The sequence below is a fragment of the Rosenbergiella nectarea genome (assembly GCF_900111105.1).
In the GTDB taxonomy this organism is placed as follows: domain Bacteria; phylum Pseudomonadota; class Gammaproteobacteria; order Enterobacterales; family Enterobacteriaceae; genus Rosenbergiella; species Rosenbergiella nectarea.
This window is the reverse complement of record NZ_FOGC01000006.1, coordinates 173541-190941: the sequence shown is the minus strand read 5'-3', so window position 1 is coordinate 190941 and position 17401 is coordinate 173541. Positions and strand designations below refer to the sequence as shown.

Sequence of the window (17401 nt, the reverse complement as noted above, 5' to 3'; positions counted from 1 at the left end):
TAACGTGAATCAACGGCTGATTATTATCGTTTCTATCATCCTATTTTTATTGGGTATTGTAGGAATTTATTTATCTGATTCGGGAGATGATGTTTCCGCAGACGGAGCTCAACAGCAAGCGACACCACGCGTAACCTATTTTATTACTAAACGTATCATGGCGGCTGGTGAGCTGATTACGAAAGCCGACTATGAAGAGAAAACTGAAGATGTTTCTGATCCAGATCAAGTACCTGAAACGGTCGAGTCGGTTGAGGGGTATTATCTCACTGAGTCAGTGAAGCAAGGAACAACCTTGACCAAAGCACTACTGACTCAAGACAAACCTGTTCAACGCCAATCAAATGAGCTTTATCGATTTACCATCGATCTAAATAGAAAATACATCAATAACCTCTATGGTTTATTACCTGGAGCAGATGTTGATGTGTATTTAAGATTCGAATCGCCTAAGCGAGAGCACGATAATAAATCGACGATATTCAGAGGCGAATCTGTAGTAAAAATTGTTAAGTTATTCAAAAATAAGAAGTTACTTACCCCTGTAATGAAAGGTAGTCGAGCATTTTCAGAAGAAGAAAACAATTCTATTAACGCAAGTACGATTTTAGATAATAAATCAGAGGAATATACCGTAGACATAGAATTAACTCGCTCTGATCTCAAAAAGATTTATCAAATAGAAAATAAATATGAAATTATCGTCTTCCCTGCTGAATCAGTGGTATCAGGAAAAAGCGTAAGCAGCGCAATAACAAAGGGTGCTAAATGATGGTTGAATGTCGAGTAGGTTATGATAAGTATCATTCAGTAATAAAAGTCATGCTATGCATTCTCCTCATCATGCCGTTATGTGTTCATGCCGAAACAATTTACCTATCTAAAGGTGGAGCGCGAACAATAAAAAGTAACACCCCTATTGATACAGTGTTTACGACCGACTCTAACGTGGTCAATTACAATATGATTAGTGATAACGAAATCGTTATTTATGGCGTGGATAATGGTGACGGAGAGATATTGATTGTTCAAAATGATAATACGCGAAGCATTAAAGTTACAGTTGATCCGCTTATTGGCAAATTAGCTAAACAGATTGAGGATCAATTTGTCGGTTCTACCATAGGATTGAAGAAAGTGGGGGATAGCTATTTACTTACTGGAACTGCGGCTGACGAAGAAAGTCGAGATGCTATTTATCAAATTGTTGGTGAAGCGTTGGGCTTAGAACGTAGTGAAATTAAGACCAAATTCTCCAGTGACTCCAGTGATTCGGCGAAATATGAACAAGATAATATCGGTTACTTGAGCCAATACACTTATAGAAAACTGCAGAATAAGATGAATTTACCTTTTGCGAATCAAGTTAATGTGAAGATTTCAATTGTTGAATTAAATAGAAACTATAGCGATGCGTTGGGTATTGAATGGGGGCAAGCGATGGATGTGGGGAGCTTTGTCTTAAATAAATTAAAATTCGATGCGACGCAATTAACATCAGTGATTAATGCTTTAGGAAATGAGTCCGTTGCCAGGGTCCTTGCAGAACCCAACCTCTCAGTGTTGTCGGGAGAAACCGCTGACTTTTTAGTTGGGGGAGAGATACCGATTCTGACAAGTTCATCTAACGGGAGTAGTGTGAGTTATAAAGAAGTCGGTATCAAGATGTTGGTCGCCGCGAAGGTAGAGAATAGTCAGAAAGTGCGTCTCACACTCTCTCAAGAAGTCAGTAATGTAGACAGTAACAACATTAGTAAAACAAATGAGTTAGTTTTACCTTCAATCAAGTCCAGAAAATCAAGGACGACTATAGAACTCGCCGACGGTGAGAGTTTTGTTTTAGCTGGATTATTAAGTGAATCAGAAAAAGAAGTTCTAAAGAAAATTCCGTACATTGGTGATATTCCTGTGCTTGGAGCCTTCTTTCGTTCAACTTCTTCGCAACGTGAACGGACAGAATTAGTCGTCGTTGCGACCGTAAACTTGGTTCGCCCCATTTCGTCGTCGCAAGTTTCATTACCAAGTTGGCAGAGAAGTACACTGCTCGAGCGCTATCTTAACATTGGTGGTTCTAGTAACCAAACTTCCAAAAAAGCGGTCGTTGATTTTCTTGAACAAGGAGGTTTCATTTACTAATGCGAAATTATACTCGGTATGGATTATTCAGCCTCACCCTTTTTTTTGCGGCATCGCTTTCTGCCAAGGCAGGTGATTACCGCTTCAATGTGGCCGGCCGTAGCGATATAGAGCAAGAAATTACCGTTGCTAAATTACTCCCATTTTACCAGTACATGGGCGGACGGGTGGAGGTTCAGTGGGCAAATCCAGAATTGACGGTATCGGTTGAAAATTTAGTAAGACTTCTCATAAAAGAAGGTATTCGGCAGCAAGATATCGTACGTAATTACTCACAGAGTATGGCGACCAAGAATCAGAGTCGAGATTCGATTAACCTAGTACTTAAAACGCTAGCTAGCCGTAATAATTGTTCATCTTACGGGTTACGTTATTCTTTTAACACAATAGGTGAAGAAAGTTGCGCAATTAATGACAACATTGATGCAATGAAAATACGGAAATAACCTTAATTCAGTAACGCAAGGAATGACAATGTTACTCTTTTCCGATAATACCAAACAGGATGATCTCTTAGAATATTCAATATTGGTTATCACCCCCGATGCTAATAAAATGGAAAAAGTGTGTGAGCAGCTGTCGATGCGCGATGTAGGCAGTATCAAGCGTTTTGCGGGGAATGTAGAGCAATTAGATCAGTACGATGATACTGCAAACACAGATTGTATAATTTTCGATGCTTCCCATCTCGATTCGCCGGAGAGCATTATTGAGACCATAGACCTACAATTATCGAAAAATATTATAAAAATAGCCTTTAGTACTAAAGATTCATTGCTATTAGCCGACGAGTTCGAAAAAAAAGATATAAAATATTGTCATTATCCTAGTCAAATTAGCAGAATTGGTCATTTAGTTGTTAGAACATCTAAAGAAAGTACCAGTACTAATACCGCCATACGTATTACGTTGTTAGGCTGTAAGGGGGGAGTGGGTAACTCAATGCTGAGTTATCACGCTGCAGAATTCATTGCCAACAAGCGCCAATCGCCGACACTGATTGTGCAAGGTGCTTATGGTAGTCAAAACCTAGATTTGATCTCCAAGGTGGCGATCTCAAATGAAGTTACGCTCCTCCAAAAAAACCTTTCTGCTTTATACGAAGAAAGGAGTAATGCTTGGCAATTTTACAATCAAGTCTACGAAAAATATGAATGTATTATCTTTGATTTCACCGCCTATAACGCGGCGGAAGACAACATTGAGAATGTATTAACTCACACAGACTGTCTTTTATTAGTCTGTGATAGAGATATTTCTTCAGCACGAACAGCTAAAAAAATTCTCGAAGCTAATAATCACTTAATGAATAGTAACAATGGTGTTAGACGAGTTTTCGTTTGTCATAATCAACATCATGGAAAAGTCAGTGGCGAAATCAATAGCCAAGAGATTTCAAGCTTAATAGGTAAGCCTGTAGATGTGGTAATCCCTTACTTAATGAAAACGGGCGATCCTTCATTACCTATTAATTTTAGCGGAAAAAATAGTCAATACCTAGAATCTTTATGCAATCTACTCTTAGGTAAAAAAAGTGGGAAGCCTCCTAAACCTAGCTTATTTGATTCAATTAGAAAAATATCACAACGGGGATGATAAGCGATGGTTGATAAATATGATGAGATAAGTAAGCAACTTCGCGGTTTGGTACTGCCAGAATTAAATATTGACGTTATCGAAAATTTATTAAACGATCGTGTTGGACTGATCAGAGAGATATCGAGAACGGTACAGCGGATTAGTGTTGAGAAAAATCTTTATCTACCCTCTGAAAATACGCAAATTCTTGCTGCTGCAATTGCCGATGAAATCCTTGGTGTGGGTCCACTTCGTGAACTAATGGAAGATCCATCTATTAGCGACATCCTCGTTAATGGTCCAGATAAAATATTTGTTGAGCGCAGTGGGAAATTAGTCCGTACCAATAAACGCTTTATTGATAACCAACAACTTACCGAAATCGCTAAACGCCTCGTTAACCGTGTCGGTCGACGTATCGATGAGTCTCAACCTCTGGTTGATGCACGAATGAGTGATGGTAGCCGTTTGAATGTGGTAATTAACCCCATTGCTTTGGATGGGACCTCAATCTCCATCCGTAAATTTAGTAATGTATCGAGAACACTAAAAGATTTAGTGAATTGGGGCGCGATGAATGAGCAAATGGCAAATTTCCTCGCGTTGGCGGTAAGTTGCCAAGCGAACATCATTATTTCTGGCGGAACAGGCTCAGGAAAAACGACATTACTTAATGCACTCTCACGACATATTAATAGCGATGAGCGCATTATTACGTTAGAAGATGCTGCTGAATTAAAGCTGCAACAGGAGCATGTTGTACGCCTTGAAACCAAGATGGCCGGGGTCGAAAGTAGCGGCCAGGTTACGATGCGCGATCTTATGATCAATACATTACGTATGCGGCCGGATCGAATTATTGTTGGAGAGTGCCGTGGTGGAGAAACGTTTGAGATGCTGCAAGCGATGAATACCGGTCACGATGGTTCGATGACAACATTGCATGCAAACTCTCCCCGTGATGCGGTTTCCCGTCTAGAAAATATGGTAATGATGGCGGGATTAAATCTTCCTATAGACGCCATCAGAAGGAATATTAGTTCTGCCGTTAACTTACTGATTCAAGCCAACCGTTTACATGACGGTTCTCGTAAAATCACGCATATCAGTGAAATTATGGGGTTAGAGGGAGATACTATTATTTTGCAGGATATATTTTCTTTCGAGATCAGTGAGTCAATCAATGGAAAAGTGCAAGGGAAATTCGTAACACCAGGGTTGTCGATACGTTCTAATATCTACTCACGAGCGAAGATGCATTCAAAAGATATGTATTTAAAACAAATTTTTGGTCAATAAGATGAAATCCATTTCTTTTATCTTTATTATTATCTCTCTCTTATTTGTTTGTATGGTTATCCTGAGGATCAGGAAAACACGTCATATTTTTACAAGGGAAGATGACCGAAAAAAATTGCTATTCTCCTTGATCGGACAAAGTACGTCTGAACGTGACAATCAATCTCTAAAAAAGGTATTGGTACAGAAAATCAGTGAAAAAATATTTTCTATTAAGCATGTTTTTATCGCCGATAACCTTGTTGATTTGATCAAGAGAATAACAATACCGGTTTTCTTTGTACTGATTATACAAATTATAAATATTAATTTCTTTCACTTTCCAGGTTTACCGATTGTGTTAGTTCTCACACCGGTGAGCTATTTTGTATGGTACAAAATTTTGCTTAAAAAACGGAAGAAAGTTTTTGAAATCGATTTTACTGAATCAATATCCTCCATTAACGGAGCTATATCTTCTGGCCGAACCTTTCTTCAGGCTATGGATGATTATAGTAGGAACAATAATAATAATTTAGCGAAGGAATTCGGTATTATCACTAGGCGCTTGAATTTTGGTGATAGCCCTGAAGTAGTATTTCTCGATTCTTGGAAAGTCTACCCATACAAGGAATATTATTTCTTTATTGTTGCAATATTATTAAATATCAATAGTGGAGGTCGTCTACGAGAAGTATTGGGTAAGTTACAGCGCTCCTTGGCCAGTAATACGGCAATGGAGAAAAAAATGCTTACGCTCACATCGGAAATGCGTATGGCCTCTAAAATTACCGGTGCAATTCCTTTTTTATTCTTGATCCTTCTAAAATTCATAAGTGAAGAAAATTTTAATTTTATCTTCGATGATCCAAGAGGAAATGTCTTACTCTATTATTTATTAGGTAGTGTTGGCTTTGGTACTTTAGTCATCAAGTTTCTAATGAGGAAAATATAGTATGAAAGTATTCTTCTTATTGGTTTTCGCGATACCTGTTGCATATCTTATAGTCTTTATTTTAGGCAGAGTTAGACAGGCTCAAATAAAAAATAGCTTAACGCTTGTGGATGCTAAAACACAAGAGCTAAAAATTCAGGAGCATAAAGACCACCATCACACTGAAGCCGTCTTAGAGCAGAACAGTCAAACGTTAAGTTTATATCGTCGTATTGATGGCAGTTTTATTTTGAAGATTGTGCTAGCCATTATTTTGAGCGTAGTGAGTTTTATCATAAGTAAGGTAATGTCTTGGGAGTTCAGCGGTAGCGATTATATTGTCGTCGTCGTCATGAGTATGATCGTTACAATCGTTCTGCCCAGCACTTTACGGGCGATGTATGTGAGGAAGCGAGTTAAAACATTGACGGCTGAACTACCTTGGATGATTGATCTCCTTGCTGTCAGTATTCAGTGCGGAATGACACCAGAACAAGCCTTTAAATTTCTTGCCACGAAAATGTCAGGAATCAATCCCGATTTCGTCCCTTTTCTACAACGCTTGGTCAGACGGACTGAGATGAGTGGCCTGAGTAATGCCCTCTATCATTTTAGCCGTGAAATTCCTTCCACTGAAACACGACTGTTTTGTGCCATGTTGGAACAGAGTTTACAGTATGGATCATCATTATATGAACAGTTGATGGATCTTTCCCGAGAAATTCGCGAGATCCAACTTCTTACTACAGAAGAAAATATAGGGAAATTATCCGCAAAGATGAGCGTGCCATTAATCCTCTTCTTTATGTTTCCCGTGGTTATTATTGTTGCCGCACCCGGCATTATGAGGGCTATTGCTAATGGTTAACTGTTCACGCTATTCAATTATCTGTTTCACCGTCGCATGGTTAATGGTCGGATGTTCGAGTAATGATAATTTTTCTGGATCTTATAAAAATAATGTTTCGCACGCCAATGAGAGTCTTTTACTAAAAGTAAAAAACTATTCTGGGCTAATAAAAATGAAGCGTGATGAATTAAAAAAATCCAATAATTCTAAAGTGCGATATGATTTAGCTAATTATTACTATCTTTCGCAAGATTATCGTTCATCTATGTATTATTTGAAGCCACTTCTATCCTCAGGTGCTTCACCTGACATCTATTTACTGCAAGCTAAAAACCTTTCGGAACTCGGTGAGTTTAAAAAATCGCTACAATTTGTTGATATTGCATTGAACAAAGATAGAAGTAATTCTGATGGATTGAATTTGAAGGGTGTGATTCAAGCGCAGATGGGGGATCTTGACAACGCTCTGGTCTCCTTTTCACAGGCAAGGGCGGGTTACAGGCAAGAAGAAGATGTTGTCAATAATATGGCCATGATTTATATCATCCAAAAAAAATATACTGAAGCTGTGCAACTGCTGTTACCGATTTATTTACGAGGGTATAACAATAGTCAGCTTGAGCATAATTTGGTCTTTGCGTTGGCAAAAAGTGGTGACCTTCGCTATGCGAAGGATATTATAAAAAAGCGAAGCTACAGTAAGCACCCAGATCTCTTAGCCACAGACCTTTTTAATGTTCAGACCTTTTAATCGAGTACAGCGATGAAGCGTTTATTAAATAAATTTACCAATAATAGTGGTGTAATAGCCATAGAGTTTTCATTTATTTATATTATTTTTATCGGTTTTGTTTTCATTATTTTTGAAGTGTGTAAGTTTCTTTTCGTGGTCGTCGCTATGGATTACTCATTATCACAAGCGGCTAGAAATAGTGCTTATAAAGATAATCAAACCTCTAATCTCGATTACACGCAGGCTTTTAATGATTATTTCTATAAGCAAAGTGATTTCTGGGTAATGTTTATTGACCCTAAAAATATTCAAGTTGACGCAAGCTTTTGCACTAGTGTTAATGATGTTATTAATAACCGATGCTCATCGGTTTATAATAACAAAAAGAGATTAGGCCTTTACTCGGTCAGTTATCGGTATAGGCCCATTAAAATAATCAGTAATATGGCGTGGTCAGAGTCTCTTTTTTCACAGCTTGATAGTTTTCTGACCAGAAAGGTCGTTTACATGATTGAGTCATCGAGGTAGCGAATAAATGAAATTCTACTCGATCTTTACCAATAATAAAGGTAGTGTAATCGTCGAAGCAGCATTTATATTTTCATTCTTATCGATAATAACGGTAGCGATCCTTGAGTATGGTTCTTGGTTAGCGATGAAAAGCCAAGTAGAAAGGGTTAACTATTCTATTGCTTCTGTTCTTCGAGAAAGAAATGAATTATATGGAAGAAGAGAAGCTTTTTCGAATAACGATGTGAAATAAATTTACCAGTTGGTCAAAAGTTTGACCTATCATCGCTACGATGCAGAACTTTGCCTTCGTGTCGAAGCGGTCCACTTTACGCAGAATGATAAGAAAACAATAAGTTCTGTTCAAAAGTTAGATTATGGTTCGCGGCTATGTAACTCTCTATCAATACCCGAAATACGAAAGAAAATTGAATTTTCATCCTACAGTAGTCGTAATAGATGGTTGCCACTGTATCAAGTTTCTTTGATTGTCCCTACGCCTAAAGGAACGCTGAATACCCTTTTAAAAGGTGCCAATATTCTTCCTGAGTATGTCAGTGCACACACTATTCTTTTAGTGAGGTAATAATGGGTAAAGTAAGTCTATTAGGACTTATACTATTAATGCAACTCTCTGCAACGAGTTATGCGTCGATGAAGAATAACCTTGAATGTTATGTTTTTATTAATAGCTCAGTCCCTACTCAGTTGGCGTTATTTTTGGATTTTAATGAGGAGTATTACTTAAGTCCGACGTTACAAAATAAAGGAAAAGTGACATTCATTAATATTAGTAATCAACTTATTTCCAATATTTATATCATTCCTATTATTAATGATACTCAAGGAATTTGGGTAAGGAAATTTAAGCCACAGAGTTTACCAACTGTTTTTATTATCCATAATAAAAAAAATTTGCTACGAGCCATTACGACAACTGCGGAGATACGCCAATGCTTACAAGGAAAGTAACACGCGCGATACCGAGGATGAAAGATGAATATGGCGGGGTAATGATTTCATTTGCTGTGCTATTACCTCTTCTTATTGTTCTAATCGCCTTTGGAATGAACTCTCTGAAGATGTTTATCGCTAAATCTAAATTAGGTGATGTTTCTGCAGAAATAGGGTTAATGGTTTCCGCTAGTAGCTCAGTGACCCAAGGAAGTGAGCCCTCCGCAAGTATGAAAAAAATGTTAGTCAACTATGCTAAGGAGTTTTTTCCAGAGAGTACTAAATCCCCAACATTATCGGGGACTACCTCGACGGTTGGCAATGATGTTGATAAGAATGCAGCATTTATGACTTATCAACCCATTATTAAAGTCGAGTTACCGTTTCTGTTCTATCACCGTTCGTTAAGTGAAGACAAAAAGAACTTCACTGTGAGTTCATCCGCTATTACGGTGACAAAGAAAGTGTCACGACCCGTGGATATCGTTTTTGTTGTCGATTTTTCGACATCACAGCAAGGTGCTGGCATAAGATTATTGAAAGAAACTTTCAAAGAGTTAACCGAATTCATTCTTAAAAGTAATCCGGATTCAAAAGTTGCCATGGTGCCATTCAGTTCAGGTGTCGCGGTAAAATATCCTGAAACCAACCAACGTGGCGGCCCTAAAGCAGGTTGCAGCGTGTTATTCGTGCCTAAAAAAGGGTGGGACATTAACTATGCCTTCTGGGGGGATAAATTCATCGATAGTAGGTATAAGAACCTAAACCAGCAAACATACTATATGGATACTCATCGTTATAAGTATTATTCCGATAATGTGAGGCAGTCTAGGCCAGCACTCCCCCTACAAACCATCCTAGATAAATGGTGTCGAAAAAACGATAGTAAGGGGGGAGAAAAGGCAGGGCATGACACCTATTCCTGTTTTGATAATCGATTTAAGGAACAAGATATACTTGGCAATACCTTCTATGCCGATGATATTTTTTCAAAGAAATCAATGGAAATTATTACCAACGAATATGCTAGGGCGGTTCAAGTAAAACAAGCGCAACTTAATTCGTTTACCATCGAGCATATCGATGCAGTGGATTTTCCCGAAACGCTTAAAAGAATGTTTAGCGATGAGGCGATTATAACGTTTCCTATGTTGTGGACGGGAAGGGACGATGCTAAATACCGTACTTTTAGTCGAATGTGCCATAACACGGGTTGGTGGAATAGAGACGGTCAGCTTGCAGATGCTAGACTTTATTCATGGTTAATAGAGCTGACCAACGATGCCCAGGAACTTGACCAATTTCAAAATATGAAGCCACAGGGCTGGACCGCAACTTCATCAGGGTTAGTACGCTCTGTGCCAGTGATGATGAAGGGACATAACCCGCGGAAAATTTTTGTGATTATGTCTGATGGTGATGATAGTACTGGTCCTAAAAAGGTCACCGACCGCTATTTAAAAGACTATAAATTGTGCGATAAAATTAAAGAGGGTATCCTGGAAAGACCTGAAACCAACGCTCAACGGGTCGATATCTATTATGTATCTACCACTAACTCGACAGCAAGGGTAAATAAGTGGCGTGATTATTGTACGGGCGAAGGCAATGCAGCCAAGGCGGTAAACCGTAAGCAGGTGGTTGACCTGATCAAAGGTTTTCTTAGCGATGAGATCGGCAGTTTTACCCAGTAGGCATCATTGGGACATGATCAATCGGGTAACTTCTGCGATAATAGCCTTTTTCGAGCTGAAATTGAGTGTCCATGCTTTACCCAATTAATGAAATGTTCCAAACCTTGCAAGGTGAAGGATTTTACACTGGCGCACCCGCCATCTTTATTCGTCTCCAAGGATGCCCCGTTGGCTGTAGTTGGTGCGATACTAAGCACACTTGGGAAAAGTATGCTGACCAGCAGCAGCCACTTGCTGACATTGTGCATAAAATGGCGGAAAGTGAGGCGTGGGCGGATGCTAGCGTCGAACAGCTGCTGGCAGTGATTGCCGAACAAGGTTGGACGGCAAAACATATCGTGATCACCGGCGGCGAGCCTGCGCTCTATGATTTGACGTTGCTTACCGAACAATTTGAGCAGGAAGGTTTTCAGTGCCAGATCGAAACGAGCGGCACACATCCTATCCGCTGCTCGGTAGCGACTTGGGTAACGGTATCGCCAAAAGTGAATATGCGCGGTGGCTATGATGTACTGAACAGTGCTTTGCTTAGAGCGAATGAAGTGAAGCATCCGGTTGGACGTCAGCGCGATATCGACGCGCTGGATCTTCTGCTAAGCCAAGTTCCACCTTCTACTCAACGCATTATTGCCTTGCAGCCGATTAGCTGTAAGAAGGCTGCCACTGAACTGTGCATTGCGACCTGCATCGCGAGGAACTGGCGCTTTTCAATGCAGACGCATAAATATCTTAATATCGCTTAAGGATTACTCTCCGCGATAGGTACAGCCCGCGGTACAGGTTTCTTTAATCATCACTGCGCTCAGCAACGGCAGTTTGGGTTTCATTTGTTGCCAAATCCAGACTGCAAGGACCTCACTGGTCGGATTTTCCAATCCGGCGATATCATTCAGATAGTGGTGATCTAATCTTTCATAAAGAGGCTTAAAAGCCGCTTTTAATTCCGCAAAGTCCATTACCCATCCAGTGTGGGCGTCCACTTCACCGGTAATCTCTAAACGAACGAGGAAGGAATGTCCGTGCAAACGTCCACATTTGTGCCCTTCGGGAACATGCGGGAGAAAATGCGCCGCTTCGAATTGAAATTCTTTAAATAACGTCGTGACTGCCATAGCGTTGATAAAATTCCGCGATAGATGAGTGAAAAGGGGGCAGTTTAACGTAAAAGTTAACGCTTCTCACCCTTTTCGCCGTCAACCCATCATATTGTTAATCTGTCTTTAGGCTAATCAGTTTTATCGATAAGCCTTACTACTAAAACGAGTTAGTGTATTTAGTTATTTAATATACTTAAGCTGTCTTTATCAGTAATAATCGTACGGTTACTCTACACTTACTGATATTTTTGCCCTTGGCACTGGAATACGATAAGCAATGACCACTCAAGCCCCTCAGCTGCCGCTTAGTGCGGAGCAACTTGCCCGCTTACAAGACGTCACTCAAGAACTGACTTCCCATCAACTCGCGTGGATCTCTGGGTATTGCTGGGGGCGTCTTGGCGACTCCTCGGCCGTTTCGAGTAACCCAGCAGTGTCTACGCCTGCTGCGAAAGTCGAGCAACCGAGTATTACGTTGATTTCTGCTTCACAAACCGGCAATGCGCGGCGTTTAGCGGAGCAACTACGTGATGATCTACTCGGCGTGCAGCTTCAGGTTAATTTGGTCAATGCGGCGGATTATAAATTCAAGCAGATTGCGGCAGAGAAGATTGTACTGGTGGTAACCTCCACTCAAGGTGAAGGCGAAGCGCCGGAAGAAGCGGTGGCGTTTCATAAATATCTGCACTCCAAAAAAGCCCCAGCATTACCCGACGTCCGCTTTGCGGTCTTCGGTTTGGGCGATTCTTCTTATGAATTCTTCTGCCAAGCGGCGAAAGATTTTGATCAGCAATTATTCTCTCTTGGCGCAGATCGTTTATTACCGCGTGTTGACGCCGACGTAGATTATGCTCAGGCGGCTGAGCAATGGCGTTCAGACGTCGTCGCGAGCCTCCAAGCTCTGGTCCCGGCCAGTTCGCCACAGGCAGTTTCGCAGGTTGCCTCAGGCACTAGCGATACCTTAGATAGCACACCCTACACTAAAGAAGCGCCGCTCACCGCAACGCTGTCGGTCAGTCAAAAAATTACGGGTCGCGAGTCTGACCGCGATATTCGCCATATTGAGATCGATATCAGCGAATCAGGATTACGTTACCAAGCGGGCGATGCATTAGGCGTGTGGTTTAAAAACGATCCGGCATTAGTGAGTGAAGTCCTCGAGTTATTATGGATTGACGGGGCTGAAACCGTCAGCGTTGAGGGCGTCACGTTACCGATTAGTGAGGCATTACGCAGCCGTTTAGAATTAACCGTCAACAGTAGCAAAATTGTCGAGAGTTATGCCCATCACTCAGCGAACGAGACTTTGCTTGGCCTAATAAGCGATAAAAGCGCACTGCAACAGTTTGCTCAGCAATGGCCTATCGTCGAAATGATCCGTCACGCACCGACGCAGCTTACTGCTCAGCAACTCGTCGAACTCCTGCGACCGCTGACGCCGCGTCTTTACTCTATATCGTCGTCGCAAGCGGAAGTCGAAGATGAAGTCCATATTACTGTTGGTGTGGTGCGTTACGATATTGAGGGCCGTGCGCGTAGCGGAGGCGCATCTGGTTTCCTTGCTGATCAGTTACAAGAAGACGATGAGATTGAGATTTTTATCGAACATAACGATCACTTCCGTTTACCGACTGAAGGGGATACGCCGGTCATTATGATAGGCCCAGGGACCGGGATCGCTCCCTTCCGCTCTTTTATCCAACAGCGGGATAACGACGGGGCAGAAGGGCCTAACTGGTTATTCTTTGGTAACCCTCATTTCACCGAAGATTTCCTCTACCAAGTGGAATGGCAGAAGTATGTAAAACAAGGGCTTCTCACACGGATCGATCTTGCTTGGTCGCGGGATCAAGCAGAAAAAGTTTACGTCCAAGATAAACTTCGTGAACAGGGTGAGGAAGTGTGGCGCTGGATTGAACAAGGTGCCCATATCTATGTCTGTGGCGATGCTACCCGTATGGCAAAAGATGTCGAAAACACTTTATTAGAGATTATTGCTCAATATGGTGCGATGGACAGCGAGTCTGCAGACGAATATTTGAGCGATTTGCGCATTGCTCGTCGCTATCAGAGAGATGTCTACTAATGAGTACAAAATATCCTGGCCCTTTAGTCGTAGAGGGTAAATTATCCGATGCTGAGCGCCTGAAGAAAGAGAGTCATTTCTTACGCGGGACGATCAAAGAAGACCTTAATGATGGCCTGACCGGCGGCTTCAATGGCGATAACTATCTGCTGATCCGCTTTCATGGCATGTATCAACAAGATGACCGTGACATTCGTGCCGAACGAACGGAGCAGAAGCTAGAGCCACGTCACGCTATGATGCTGCGTTGCCGTTTACCTGGCGGCATTATTACGCCTCAGCAATGGTTGGCGATTGATCGTTTTGCGCAAGAGAAGACGCTATATGGCAGTATTCGTTTAACTAACCGTCAAACCTTTCAGTTCCACGGTATTTTGAAGAAGAACGTTAAGCCTGTGCATCAGATGTTGCACGAAGTCGGCCTCGATGCGTTGGCGACGGCAAACGACGTCAACCGTAACGTTCTCTGCACCTCGAATCCGGTAGAGTCTGCTCTGCACCAAGAAGCCTATGAATGGGCTAAGAAAATCTCTGAACATCTGCTCCCCCAAACCCGTGCTTACGCGGAAATTTGGTGGGATAAAGAGAAAGTGGCGACCACGGATCAAGAACCTATCCTTGGCGAAACCTATCTGCCACGGAAGTTTAAAACTACGGTGGTGATCCCACCTCATAATGATGTGGATCTCCACGCGAATGATCTGAACTTTATCGCTATCGCGGAAGAGGGCAAATTAGTCGGTTTTAACTTACTGGTGGGTGGGGGGCTATCGATTGACCACGGGAACAAAGCGACATATGCCCGTACCGCGACGGAGTTCGGTTATTTACCTCTCGAAAAAGTGTTAGACGTCGCGCAAGCCGTGGTGACGACACAGCGTGATTGGGGCAACCGGACCGATCGAAAAAATGCGAAAACCAAATATACCTTGGAGCGCGTTGGGCCAGAAGTCTTCAAAGCGGAAGTCGAGAAGCGTGCTGGGCTAACCTTTGCTCCTATCCGTCCTTACGAATTCACCACCCGGGGAGATCGTTTTGGTTGGATTAAAGGGATTGATGACCATTGGCATTTAACGTTATTTATTGAAAACGGACGTTTACTCGATTACCCAGGCCGCCCGTTGAAAAAAGGCATAGCGGAGATTGCCAAAATTCACCAAGGCGATTTTCGGCTTACCGCAAATCAGAATTTGATTGTTGCCGGGGTACCTGAAAGCCAAAAAGAGGCGATTGAAGCGTTGGCTGTCGAGCATGGTTTGATGGAGAAGGTGACGCCACAACGCGAAAACTCGATGGCTTGTGTGGCATTTCCTACCTGTCCACTCGCGATGGCTGAAGCCGAGCGCTTTCTACCCGGTTTTATCAGTGAGGTGGAAACGTTGATGACCCGCCACGGTGTGGCAGATGAAGCGATCGTGATGCGGGTGACTGGCTGTCCAAACGGTTGTGGTCGGGCGTTATTAGCCGAGGTCGGGCTGGTGGGTAAAGCGCCGGGCCGTTATAACCTTCATCTTGGCGGTAACCGCATTGGAACCCGCATCCCTGCGATGTACCGTGAAAATATTCAAGAAGCGGAAATACTCTCAATCCTCGACGAACTGATTGGCCGCTGGGCAATAGAGCGTGAACAGCATGAAGGCTTTGGTGATTACACCGTTCGTGCAGGGATTATTCGGGAAGTTATCGATCCGGCTCGTGATTTTTGGGCCGCAGTGGAGGCGTAATGGCTGAGCTCAACTTAGCAGAATTAGTCTTATTAGATAAAAGTGAACAACAAGCGGCCCTAGCGGCCGTTAATCAGCAGCTTGAAGCCTTAAGTGCTGAAGAGCGCGTGGCTTGGGCGTTGGAGCATCTTCCTGGCCAGCATGCGTTGACCAGCAGTTTCGGGATCCAGGCTGCGGTAAGCTTACATCTCGTGGCGCAACAGTCCTCTAACATTCCGGTAATTTTAACCGACACGGGCTATCTATTCCCCGAAACCTATCAGTTTATCGATAGTCTGCAACACCAATTGCAGCTCAATTTACACGTCTACCGCGCGGCGTTATCGCCTGCCTGGCAAGAAGCCCGTTACGGTAAATTGTGGGAGCAGGGGGTTGAGGGGCTCGAGCGTTATAACCAACTTAATAAAGTGGAGCCGCTGAATCAAGCCTTGAAAACGTTGCAGGTGAAAACGTGGTTTGCAGGCTTACGTCGCGAGCAATCCGAAAGCCGATCTCAGTTGCAAGTGTTGTCACTGTCGCGGGGGATCTTTAAGTTTTTACCGATCGTCGATTGGGATAATCGGCAAGTGTATCAATATCTGAAGAAACATGGCCTAAGCTACCACCCTCTGTGGGAACAAGGCTATCTCTCGGTAGGGGATACCCATACGACGCGTAAATGGGAGCCGGGAATGCGTGAAGAAGAGACGCGTTTCTTCGGGCTGAAACGCGAATGTGGGCTACACGAGGGTTAATGCTTGATCGCCGAGGCGTGCGTAGGCGTCAGTGAACCACGCAGTAGCGGCGTCAGAATAGTTACAAGCTGATAACTACGTTGCGTCAGTCGGTGCGGATAGTGGCGGTTGATGTAGGCTAAGTTATCTTTTGCCGCGTTATCACGTAACACTGATTGCGTTTCTCCGGTCGCTAAGGTAGTAAGCTTACCCGCATCCGATGACGTGACACGCAAGTAGGGGAGACCCACTTGTTCGTAAGCCGTGAGCGTCCGCGAACGGCTGCTTGCTAGCTGCGCCGTCAATAATTGAATAGCATGCTGCTGAGCGATCGCTTTGGCCTGATCCGTCGTTTGTTTGCGCACCGCCGCTGCCGTCGTATTGCCACTGAGGAAGGCGAGGTGCTTCCCGGCGACAATATTTGTCATATCCACTACCAGTAACATATTTTTACGCTGATCACCCGATAAGCTTTTCAAGTAATCACTCATCCCTTGCAGGGGCGGCTGGGTACCCCCTAACGCCACAAAACGTAAGCGATATCCATTGTGATGGTCGGCTAAGCGCTTAGCTAATTCCAACATAACGCCTAAGCTGGCAGCATTGTTATCGACCCCTTGACAGTTGAGGCCGCCGACATTGTGCAGGCGCTGCTGAGCAGTGTAAGACTGTGGCGTATCGATATGAGTCATTACCACGATTTCTTGAGGTAACTGCCCGGGACGTTCTGCCACCACCGAGGTCGCTGATAACGGACGCACGGCCCCGGGTTCATAACGGATATGTACGCGATACCCCAACTGACTAAACTGCTGTAGCAAATACTCTGCGGTCAGAAACTCTGCTGGCGTACCCGACATCCTGCCGGGGAAATACGTGGCAATGTAGCGAGTGTGTTGTTCAGCCACCTTACCAAGATTCGAGTCAGAATCGGCATGGCCTGCAAAAGGAGTGAGTAAAAAACCTAAGTATAGGGCTGCCAGGGCCGATTTATTCTTCAATAAACTTAACATTATTAATGGGTTCCACTCGGTGGCTCAGCCAAGATAATAGCATTAATCACCTCACGTAAAGTCAGCAAATTATCTGATTTACTACGGCCAAAGGCTAAAGC

General features: G+C 42.9%; 18 protein-coding genes. 16 read left to right on the top strand and 2 right to left on the bottom strand.

What is annotated here, in order from left to right:
• The first annotated feature begins 4 nt into the window (after positions 1–4).
• The 13 genes from BMX14_RS09210 to queE all read left to right on the top strand — a co-directional run bounded on the left by BMX14_RS09210 (position 5) and on the right by queE (position 11410).
• Positions 5–772, top strand: a complete 768-nt coding sequence (locus BMX14_RS09210; protein WP_092675906.1) for a CpaB family protein — start codon at positions 5–7, stop codon at positions 770–772.
• Positions 769–2136, top strand: coding sequence for a type II and III secretion system protein family protein (locus BMX14_RS09205; RefSeq protein ID WP_092675903.1), 1368 nt, complete (start codon positions 769–771; stop codon positions 2134–2136). The genes BMX14_RS09210 and BMX14_RS09205 overlap by 4 nt, the downstream gene beginning before the upstream one ends.
• Positions 2136–2582, top strand: coding sequence for a hypothetical protein (locus BMX14_RS09200; protein WP_092675902.1), 447 nt, complete (start codon positions 2136–2138; stop codon positions 2580–2582). Before BMX14_RS09205 ends, BMX14_RS09200 begins: the two co-directional genes overlap by 1 nt.
• A 28-nt stretch (positions 2583–2610) precedes the next feature.
• Positions 2611–3732, top strand: coding sequence for a hypothetical protein (locus tag BMX14_RS09195; RefSeq protein WP_092675899.1), 1122 nt, complete (start codon positions 2611–2613; stop codon positions 3730–3732).
• Between the two features lie 6 nt (positions 3733–3738).
• Positions 3739–5013, top strand: a complete 1275-nt coding sequence (locus BMX14_RS09190; RefSeq protein WP_092675896.1) for a CpaF family protein — start codon at positions 3739–3741, stop codon at positions 5011–5013.
• Between the two features lies 1 nt (position 5014).
• Complete coding sequence (locus BMX14_RS09185; protein WP_092675893.1) at positions 5015–5947, top strand: type II secretion system F family protein; 933 nt, start codon at positions 5015–5017, stop codon at positions 5945–5947.
• A gap of 1 nt (position 5948) precedes the next feature.
• The gene (locus BMX14_RS09180) at positions 5949–6794 is read left to right on the top strand and encodes a type II secretion system F family protein (RefSeq protein WP_092675891.1); all 846 of its coding nucleotides are present in this window, start codon (positions 5949–5951) and stop codon (positions 6792–6794) included.
• A 154-nt stretch (positions 6795–6948) separates the two neighbouring features.
• The gene (locus BMX14_RS09175; protein WP_177173126.1) at positions 6949–7527 is read left to right on the top strand and encodes a tetratricopeptide repeat protein; all 579 of its coding nucleotides are present in this window, start codon (positions 6949–6951) and stop codon (positions 7525–7527) included.
• Between the two features lie 12 nt (positions 7528–7539).
• The gene (locus BMX14_RS16900) at positions 7540–8037 is read left to right on the top strand and encodes a hypothetical protein (protein ID WP_092675886.1); all 498 of its coding nucleotides are present in this window, start codon (positions 7540–7542) and stop codon (positions 8035–8037) included.
• A 7-nt stretch (positions 8038–8044) separates the two neighbouring features.
• Positions 8045–8272, top strand: a complete 228-nt coding sequence (tadF, locus tag BMX14_RS09165; RefSeq protein ID WP_092675883.1) for a tight adherence pilus pseudopilin TadF — start codon at positions 8045–8047, stop codon at positions 8270–8272.
• Between the two features lie 335 nt (positions 8273–8607).
• A complete protein-coding gene (locus BMX14_RS09160; protein ID WP_092675880.1) occupies positions 8608–8991 on the top strand; it encodes a hypothetical protein in 384 nt (127 codons plus the stop codon).
• A gap of 17 nt (positions 8992–9008) precedes the next feature.
• Positions 9009–10667, top strand: coding sequence for a vWA domain-containing protein (locus tag BMX14_RS09155; RefSeq protein ID WP_143056406.1), 1659 nt, complete (start codon positions 9009–9011; stop codon positions 10665–10667).
• 71 nt (positions 10668–10738) lie between these two features.
• The gene (gene queE / locus BMX14_RS09150; RefSeq protein ID WP_092675874.1) at positions 10739–11410 is read left to right on the top strand and encodes a 7-carboxy-7-deazaguanine synthase QueE; all 672 of its coding nucleotides are present in this window, start codon (positions 10739–10741) and stop codon (positions 11408–11410) included.
• 3 nt (positions 11411–11413) lie between these two features.
• Here the strand turns inward: queE and queD are convergent, their stop codons facing one another.
• Positions 11414–11779, bottom strand: a complete 366-nt coding sequence (gene queD, locus BMX14_RS09145; protein ID WP_092675872.1) for a 6-carboxytetrahydropterin synthase QueD — start codon at positions 11777–11779, stop codon at positions 11414–11416.
• 262 nt (positions 11780–12041) lie between these two features.
• Here queD and cysJ point away from each other — a divergent pair, with 262 nt between their 5' ends.
• Genes cysJ through BMX14_RS09130 form a run of 3 tightly spaced genes read left to right on the top strand, consistent with a single transcriptional unit; the run spans position 12042 to position 16308 of the window.
• Positions 12042–13850 (top strand): NADPH-dependent assimilatory sulfite reductase flavoprotein subunit, encoded by a 1809-nt coding sequence (gene cysJ, locus BMX14_RS09140; protein ID WP_092675869.1) that lies wholly within the window; start codon positions 12042–12044, stop codon positions 13848–13850.
• Entirely contained in the window at positions 13850–15574 is a 1725-nt protein-coding gene (gene cysI, locus BMX14_RS09135) for an assimilatory sulfite reductase (NADPH) hemoprotein subunit (protein ID WP_092675866.1), read from the top strand. The genes cysJ and cysI overlap by 1 nt, the downstream gene beginning before the upstream one ends.
• Positions 15574–16308 carry a phosphoadenylyl-sulfate reductase gene (locus BMX14_RS09130; RefSeq protein WP_092675863.1) on the top strand — a complete coding sequence of 245 codons (735 nt, stop codon included), beginning with the start codon at positions 15574–15576 and terminating at the stop codon, positions 16306–16308. Before cysI ends, BMX14_RS09130 begins: the two co-directional genes overlap by 1 nt.
• On the opposite strand, the gene BMX14_RS09125 is transcribed toward BMX14_RS09130, so the two are convergent.
• A complete protein-coding gene (locus BMX14_RS09125) occupies positions 16305–17300 on the bottom strand; it encodes a M28 family peptidase (RefSeq protein ID WP_092675860.1) in 996 nt (331 codons plus the stop codon). The genes BMX14_RS09130 and BMX14_RS09125 overlap by 4 nt on opposite strands.
• Positions 17301–17401 lie beyond the last annotated feature (101 nt).